This is a genomic window from Devosia sp., from assembly GCF_041917035.1.
Classification (GTDB): domain Bacteria; phylum Pseudomonadota; class Alphaproteobacteria; order Rhizobiales; family Devosiaceae; genus Devosia_A.
This window is the reverse complement of sequence record NZ_JAYRYM010000205.1, coordinates 1-6,686: the sequence shown is the minus strand read 5'-3', so window position 1 is coordinate 6,686 and position 6,686 is coordinate 1. Positions and strand designations below refer to the sequence as shown.

At 69.4% G+C, this 6,686-nt stretch carries 6 protein-coding genes; 5 read left to right on the top strand and 1 reads right to left on the bottom strand.

Annotation, left to right across the window (positions count from 1 at the left end; translation table 11 throughout):
* Positions 1–207 (top strand): ATP-binding protein (locus ACE3TU_RS17050; protein ID WP_374626343.1); only part of this gene is annotated, 207 nt, incomplete at its 5' end.
* Positions 208–303: 96 nt separating this feature from the next.
* Positions 304–1,353: an aldo/keto reductase gene (locus ACE3TU_RS17045; RefSeq protein WP_374626341.1), complete on the top strand. Its 1,050-nt coding sequence runs from the start codon at positions 304–306 to the stop codon at positions 1,351–1,353.
* Between the two features lie 10 nt (positions 1,354–1,363).
* On the opposite strand, the gene ACE3TU_RS17040 is transcribed toward ACE3TU_RS17045, so the two are convergent.
* Positions 1,364–1,885 carry a hypothetical protein gene (locus tag ACE3TU_RS17040; RefSeq protein ID WP_374626338.1) on the bottom strand — a complete coding sequence of 174 codons (522 nt, stop codon included), beginning with the start codon at positions 1,883–1,885 and terminating at the stop codon, positions 1,364–1,366.
* Between the two features lie 283 nt (positions 1,886–2,168).
* On the opposite strand from ACE3TU_RS17040, the gene ACE3TU_RS17035 reads away from it, so the two are divergent.
* The 3 genes from ACE3TU_RS17035 to ACE3TU_RS17025 all read left to right on the top strand — a co-directional run.
* Positions 2,169–2,852, top strand: coding sequence for an ABC transporter ATP-binding protein (locus ACE3TU_RS17035; protein WP_374626336.1), 684 nt, complete (start codon positions 2,169–2,171; stop codon positions 2,850–2,852).
* Positions 2,852–5,407, top strand: a complete 2,556-nt coding sequence (locus ACE3TU_RS17030; RefSeq protein WP_374626334.1) for an ABC transporter permease — start codon at positions 2,852–2,854, stop codon at positions 5,405–5,407. Before ACE3TU_RS17035 ends, ACE3TU_RS17030 begins: the two co-directional genes overlap by 1 nt.
* 101 nt (positions 5,408–5,508) lie before the next feature.
* On the top strand, positions 5,509–6,686 hold a 1,178-nt coding region (locus ACE3TU_RS17025; protein ID WP_374626332.1), incomplete at its 3' end, for an FG-GAP repeat domain-containing protein.

Below are 6,686 nucleotides of genomic sequence, written 5' to 3'. Positions count from 1 at the left end.
GTCGCCAATGATGGCAGGCCGGTGCCGCCGGAAACGCTCGCCCGGCTGGCCCAACCCTTCGCGCGCGGCGACACCACGGCGCGCGGCACCGGGCTCGGCCTGTCGATCGTGCAGACCATCATGGATCAGACCGGTGGCAAGCTGGAACTGTTCTCACCCGCCCCGGGCAGCACGGCGGGTTTCCTCGCCGTCCTCCGGCTCGCCTGAACCTAACTGCGGCCTAACTGACGCTTCGGCCTTTACGCGGCCTCCGATCCGCGGTTCGATCGGTTCGGGAACGGCTGCTGCCGATGGAGGACCCAGATGAAGTACCGCTACCTCGGCCGCTCGGGATTGCTGGTCTCGCGGCTCTGCCTCGGCACGATGACCTTCGGCAACACCCAGTGGGGCTGCGATCAGCAGACCTCGAGTGCCATCGTCGATCGCTTCATCGCCGGTGGCGGCAATTTCATCGATACCGCCGACGGCTACTCGGGCGGCGAATCGGAGCGCATGCTCGGCGTGGCGCTGCGCAGCCACAGGCGGGATGGCCTGGTGGTCGCGACCAAGTGCTGGTTTCCGTCCGACCAGGCGGTGACCGCCCGCGGCCTCAGCCGCAAGCACATCGTCGAGTCCTGCGAGAACAGTCTCAGGCGCCTGGGGCTCGACTACATCGACCTCTACCAGTTCCACGGCCCCGACCCCTATACCCCGATCGAGGAAAGCCTGCGCGCCGCCGACGACCTGATCAGGGCGGGCAAGATCCGCTACCTCGGGTGCTCGAACTTCTACGGGTTCCAGATTGCCAAGGCCAATGGCGTCGCCGCGCTGCGCAACCTCGAGCCCCTCGTCTCGGCACAGCATCTGTACAACCTCGTCCGTCGCGACATCGAGCGCGAGATCCTGCCCGCCTGCGACGACCAGGGCCTGGGGATGATCTGCTGGAGCCCGCTGGCCGCCGGCATGCTGTCGGGCAAGTACCGCAACCAGGCGACACCCGACGCGCAGTCGCGCATCGGCCTGCAATCGGCGATCACGCTGCCGCGCTACTGGTTCGAGGATTCGCTTCGGATGATCGACACGCTGGTCGAGGTCGCCGCCCGCCTCGGCCACACCCCGAGCCAGGTGGCGCTGAGCTGGCTGTTCGGTGATGCGCGCGTCACCGCGGCGATCATCGGGGCCCGCCGCGTCGAGCAGATCGAGGAGAACCTCATCGCCGGCGATCTCGATCTGGCCCCCGATGTCCGCCTCGAACTCACCGAGGCCATGCCGCTCAAGCTCGGCTATCCGTACGAGTGGATGGCCATCAACCTGCCCGGCACGTTCGGCAGGGCCGAATTCGCGCCGCCGCACGCCGCGCGCCTGCCGCAATAGGCGGCCGACGCTATTTCTGGAAGGGGACCGAGGCGGTCAGGACCTGTCCGGAATTGTTGAACTCGACCTCGAAATCGACGGTGATGCCGCCGCCCCTGAGCTTGATCTTCGAGCCGATGCGTACGTCGTTGCCGCCCCGGTCGACCTGCTTCTCGTCGAGGTCGAAGCTGATCTGCTCGCCGTCCCGGCGGCCGACCGCCATGCCGGTGAAGCCGGCATTGGAACTCATCGCCGCCTGGTAGCGCTGCGACTTGTCGTCGTAGGCGATGGTGCCGCTGACGCTGAGGTTCATGTTCACCAGCGTGCAGCGGCCCGAGTAGTTGATCTTGGCCTGGTTGCCCTTGGCGATCGTCAGCCGGCAGCGGAACGATTCCGGCGCCTCGCCGCCAACCAGCACGCCCTTGCCGCTCCAGTTGCCCACGTAGGAGGTCAGCAGGTCCAGTTCGACCTGCCCGGCCTGTGTCGGCGCGGCGCCGATGGCCATCATCGCTGCGGCCAGCGCAGATACGACGCGCAAACGGATTCTCGTCATTTCAACCGTTCTCCCGGTGGCTTGCCGCTTTCCAAACGACTTCGAAATCGTTCATTGTCGCGCCAGTGGACTCAGTTGCATCCTGGCCCGCCGCTCACGCATGAGCCAGTGCCGTCGGCTGACTCGAAGGGTAATCGTGACCAGCATGTCGGACGACAATAAAGCAGAGGGTACGACGCCACACTCCTTCGGTTCGACGTCTCCGGCAAGTCAAAAAGTCGCGCACGCCGCTTCCGACGCCGTTGACAGCTCGACATTTGCCTCCGCAGCCCCGATCATTGCCGTGACCGGGGTGAACTACACGCTGGATGTGGCCGGCCGACCGCTGCACATCCTGCGCAATGTGGGGCTCTCGGTGCAACCGGCCGAGGTGGTGGCCATCGTCGGTCCGTCGGGCAGCGGCAAGACGTCCCTGTTGATGCTGCTGGCCGGTCTCGAGCGGGCGAGTTCGGGCCGCGTGCTCGTCGACGGGCAGGACCTGACCACGCTCAGCGACGACGAGTTGACGCTGTTCCGCCGCCGCACGCTCGGCATCGTGTTCCAGAGCTTCCACCTCATTCCCTCGCTCACCGCCCTCGACAATGTCGGCCTGGCGCTGGAGATCGCGCAGCCCGAGCTGCCGCTCGCAAGCACACGCGCCGCGGCGACCGAGGCCCTCGCCGCGGTGGGCCTGGCGGATCGCCTGCATCACCGGCCGGCCGCCCTGTCGGGGGGCGAGCAGCAGCGGGTCGGGCTCGCCCGCGCCATGATCGCCAAACCGCGCCTGCTGCTGGCCGACGAGCCGACCGGCAACCTCGACCAGAAGACCGGCGCCCGGGTCATCGAGCTGATGTTCGATCTGGCCCGCCGGCAACACACCGCGGTGGTGCTGATCACGCACGATCCGGGACTGGCCGCGCGCGCCGACCGCGTCTTCACCATGACCCTGGGCGAACTCACCGAAACCACCTCCACGGGCCGGGGCTGATGCGTGCCGTTCTTGCCGCGCTGCGCATCGGGCTGCTCGACATGCGCGGCGATTTCCGCCGCTTCGTGCTGCTCATCGCCTGTCTCGCGGTGGGGACGGCGCTGATCGCTGGGGTCAGTTCGGTCGGCGAGAGCATCCGCCAGGCGGTGGATCGCGATGCCGCCGTGCTGATGGGGGGCGATCTCGAGCTGTCGCGCACCGATCGTGGCGCCACCCCGGCGGAACTCGCATTGCTGTCGTCCTTCGGGGAGATTTCCGTCGTCGTCGACACCAATGTGCGGGCGGAAGTGGATGAGCGCGACGCCTTTGTCGACCTCGTCTCGGTCGGCGAGACCTATCCGCTGCTCGGCGCCGTGCAGAGCCCGCAATTGCCCGCCGGGGTGCGTCCGTTCGCGTTCCTTGCCGAGCGGGACGGCGTGCGCGGCGCCCTTGTCGATCCGCTCATGCTCGATCAGCTCGGGGTCGCGGTGGGCGCCGTCATCCAGATCGGCGGCACCCCGTTCGAGGTGCGCGGCGCCCTGCAGGGCCTGCCCGACGCCGCCGTGCGCGGCTTCCGGCTCGGCCTGCCGGTGGTCATCACCACCGATGGCCTCGCCACCCTGGGCGATTTCACCTCGCCGCTGCCGGGCCTCGGGACCTGGTTCCGCTACAAGCTCCTGCTCGCCGATCTCGAGCCGGAGGCCGGACGGGCCGCCGTCGAGGCGGCGCTGGGCGATGCGGGCTGGACCATCCGGTCGCCGCGCGACGGCCTCGGACCGATGGTGCGCTACTACGATCTGTTCATGCGCTTCCTCGTCATCGTCGGCCTTGCCTCGCTGCTGATCGGCGGCGTCAGCGTCTGGACCGGCATTTCCGCCTATGTCACCGAGCGCGCCGACGTGATTGCGGTGCTGCGCAGCATGGGCGCCGGCCGGGCCCGGGTGTTCCTGCACTTCTTCACCCAGGTCGCCGCGCTCGCCGCCATCGGCGTCGGCATCGGGCTGGCCATCGGGGCCAGCGTTGCGCTGCTGGCGCTGCCGATCGTCGGCGCCGCCGTCGGCGTGAACCTGCCGCCGACCCTGCATGTGCAGCCGCTGCTGGTCGCCGCGGCCGTCGGCCTGCTCACCGCCTTCGCCTTCTCCTACCTGCCGCTGCAGCAGGCCCAGGCGATCAGCCCGGTGACGCTGTTCCGTTCCAAGGGGTTGGCCGCGCCGCCCACCGACTGGCGGCGGCTGCTCGGCTCGCTGCAGGTCCTGCCGCTCGTCGCCGCGGCGGCGGCCTTTGCCTGGCTCGCGGTGGTGATGACCCGCGACCCGATGCTGGTCGCCGCCTTTGCGGCGGTCAGCATCCTGTCCGTGCTGCTGTTCCAGCTGGCCCTCCTCGGCGCGACATGGGCAGTGCGGCGGATGCCCGAGCCCGGCAACCGCATCCTGCGCCACGCCCTGCGCGACATCGTCAGCCCGGGGTCGCATGCCGGCTCCGTGGTGGTTTCGGTGGGCCTGGCGCTCGCCATGCTGGTGGTTGTGCTGGCGCTCGAGGTCAACCTGCGCAACGAGTATCTGGGCGCCTCGGTGTTCGATGCGCCCACGCTGGTTGCCTCCGACCTGTTCGACGACGAGGTGGCGGCATTGCGCGCCATGGAGGCTTCGGGCGGTGACATCACCCGCTTCACCTTCACCCCGATGCTGCGGGCGGCGCTCACTGCCGTCAACGGCAACCCGGTCGATCCGGCCCGCAGCCGGGGACCCGAGGCGCTGTTCCTGCTTTCGGGCGAGGTGCCCGTGACCTATCGGTCCGAGCTGCCGGCGGCCTCCAAGGTGGTCGACGGCGCCTGGTGGCCGGCCGACTACAGCGGTCCGCCGCAGCTCTCGCTGCACCAGAGCCTTCGCGCGGGGCTCGGGCTGAAGCTCGGCGACCGCCTGACCTTCGCGCTGTTCGGCGAGGAGGTGACGGCCGAGGTCGCCAGCTTCCGCGATTATTCCTGGCAGGGCGGGATCGATTTCCTGGCGACGTTCTCGCCCGGCGTGCTCGAGGGTTATCCCGCCACCTTGTTGGGCGCGGTCACGGCGGCCTCCGGACGCGAGGAGGCGCTCGAGCGCGATCTTGCCGCCGCCTTCCCGGACGTGCGCTTCATCGCCATCGGCGAGACGCTCGAGGCGATCACCGCGGCGCTGAGCCAGCTGTCGCTCGCCGCGTCGCTGGTCGGCGGGCTGGCCGTCGGCAATGGTCTTCTGGTGCTGCTCGGCAGCCTGGCCGCCGGGCGCCGGCAACGCCAGGCCGACGCCGTGATCGGCAAGGTGCTTGGCGCGCGGCGCGGCGAGATTCTGGGGGTTGCGGCACTGCACTATGTGCTGCTCGCCGCCTTCGCGGCCCTGCTCGCCACTCCGCTCGGCATAGGTCTGGCCATGATCCTGACCATGGTGCTGCTCGATGTCGAGTTCGCGCTCGGGGTCACCAGCCTCGTTGCCGTCGATCTGGGTGCCATCGCGATCACCGGCCTGCTGGGCGCGATGACGATCCTGCGGGGGGTGGCGCCGCGGCCGGCCCTGTTCCTGCGCGAACTGGCTGCCGACTGATCCGGCTCTGCGCCCCGCCCGAGGGGCCCCGCTTGCCGGAGCGGCCGCCGGCGGACTAGCCTTGCTGCCGAACCCTGCCCGCCCGAGGAGCCAGTTCCGCCATGCGCAAGTCCGCCGTTTCCGTCGCCGCCGCGCTGCTGTCACTGCTGCCGGGCGTCGCCGCCCTCGCCGAAGGGCCGGTGCTGCCCGCCTTCGTCGAGGACACCGCCGATTCCGGCGTGGACATGCGCTTCATGGGCGACTGGCAGTACATGGTGGGCGGCGGGGTGGCGACCTTCGACTGCAACGCCGACGGCTTCGACGATCTCTATCTGGCGGGCGGCGAGGCCAGGGCCGGCTTCTTCGTCAACCGCAGCGCGCGCGGCGGCCCGCTCCGCTTTTCCCCCGGCGAGAGCGGGCTCGAACTGAGCGGGGTCCTCGGTGCCTACCCCCTCGATATCGACAGCGACGGCATGGTCGACCTGATGATCCTGCGGCAGGGCGAGAACGTGGTGATGCGCGGTCGCGGAGAGTGCCGGTTCGAGCGCGCCAACGAGACCTGGGGGATCGACGGCGGGGATGCCTGGTGGACCGCCTTCGCGGCCACCTGGGAACGCGGCAATGCCTGGCCGACCCTGGCGGTCGGGGCCTATGTCGATCGCGAGCAGGAAATCTCGCCTTGGGGCAGCTGCACCGACAACTGGCTGCTGCGGCCCGAGGGGGAGCGCTACGGCGCGCCCATGCCGCTCGTCCCCAGCTACTGCGCGCTGTCGATGCTGTTCACCGACTGGAATCGGTCGGGTACGCCGGCGCTCCGCATCGCCAACGACCGGGAGTACTACGAGGGCGGGCAGGAACAGCTGTGGAAGCTGCCGGCCGGTGCACCACCCAGCCTCTACACTGCCGCAGAGGGCTGGAAGGTGCTCCGCATCTGGGGAATGGGCATCGCCTCGGCCGACCTGACGGGGGACGGCTATCCCGACTATTTCATCACCAGCATGGCCGACAACAAGCTGCAGACCCTGGCCGAACCGCCCGCCGGCGGCGCCGCGCGCCCGACCTATGCCGATATCGCCTATCGCCGCGGCGTCACCGCCCATCGGCCGAGCTTCGGCGATGACCTCAGGCCCAGCACCGCCTGGCACACCCAGTTCGAGGACGTGAACAACGATGGCCGGCTCGACCTGTTCATCGCCAAGGGCAATGTCGATCGCATGGAGGATTTCGCCAATGCCGACCCCAACAACCTGATGCTGCAGCAGGCGGACGGGGGGTTCGTCGATGTGGCGCAGCAGGCGGG

What these genes read in the sequence shown, in the direction of transcription:
- ACE3TU_RS17040 (WP_374626338.1), bottom strand. Translation starts at nt 1,885, where the DNA reads ATGACGAGAATCCGTTTGCGCGTCGTATCTGCGCTGGCCGCAGCGATG.
- ACE3TU_RS17030 (WP_374626334.1), top strand. Translation starts at nt 2,852, where the DNA reads ATGCGTGCCGTTCTTGCCGCGCTGCGCATCGGGCTGCTCGACATGCGC.
- ACE3TU_RS17045 (WP_374626341.1), top strand. Translation starts at nt 304, where the DNA reads ATGAAGTACCGCTACCTCGGCCGCTCGGGATTGCTGGTCTCGCGGCTC.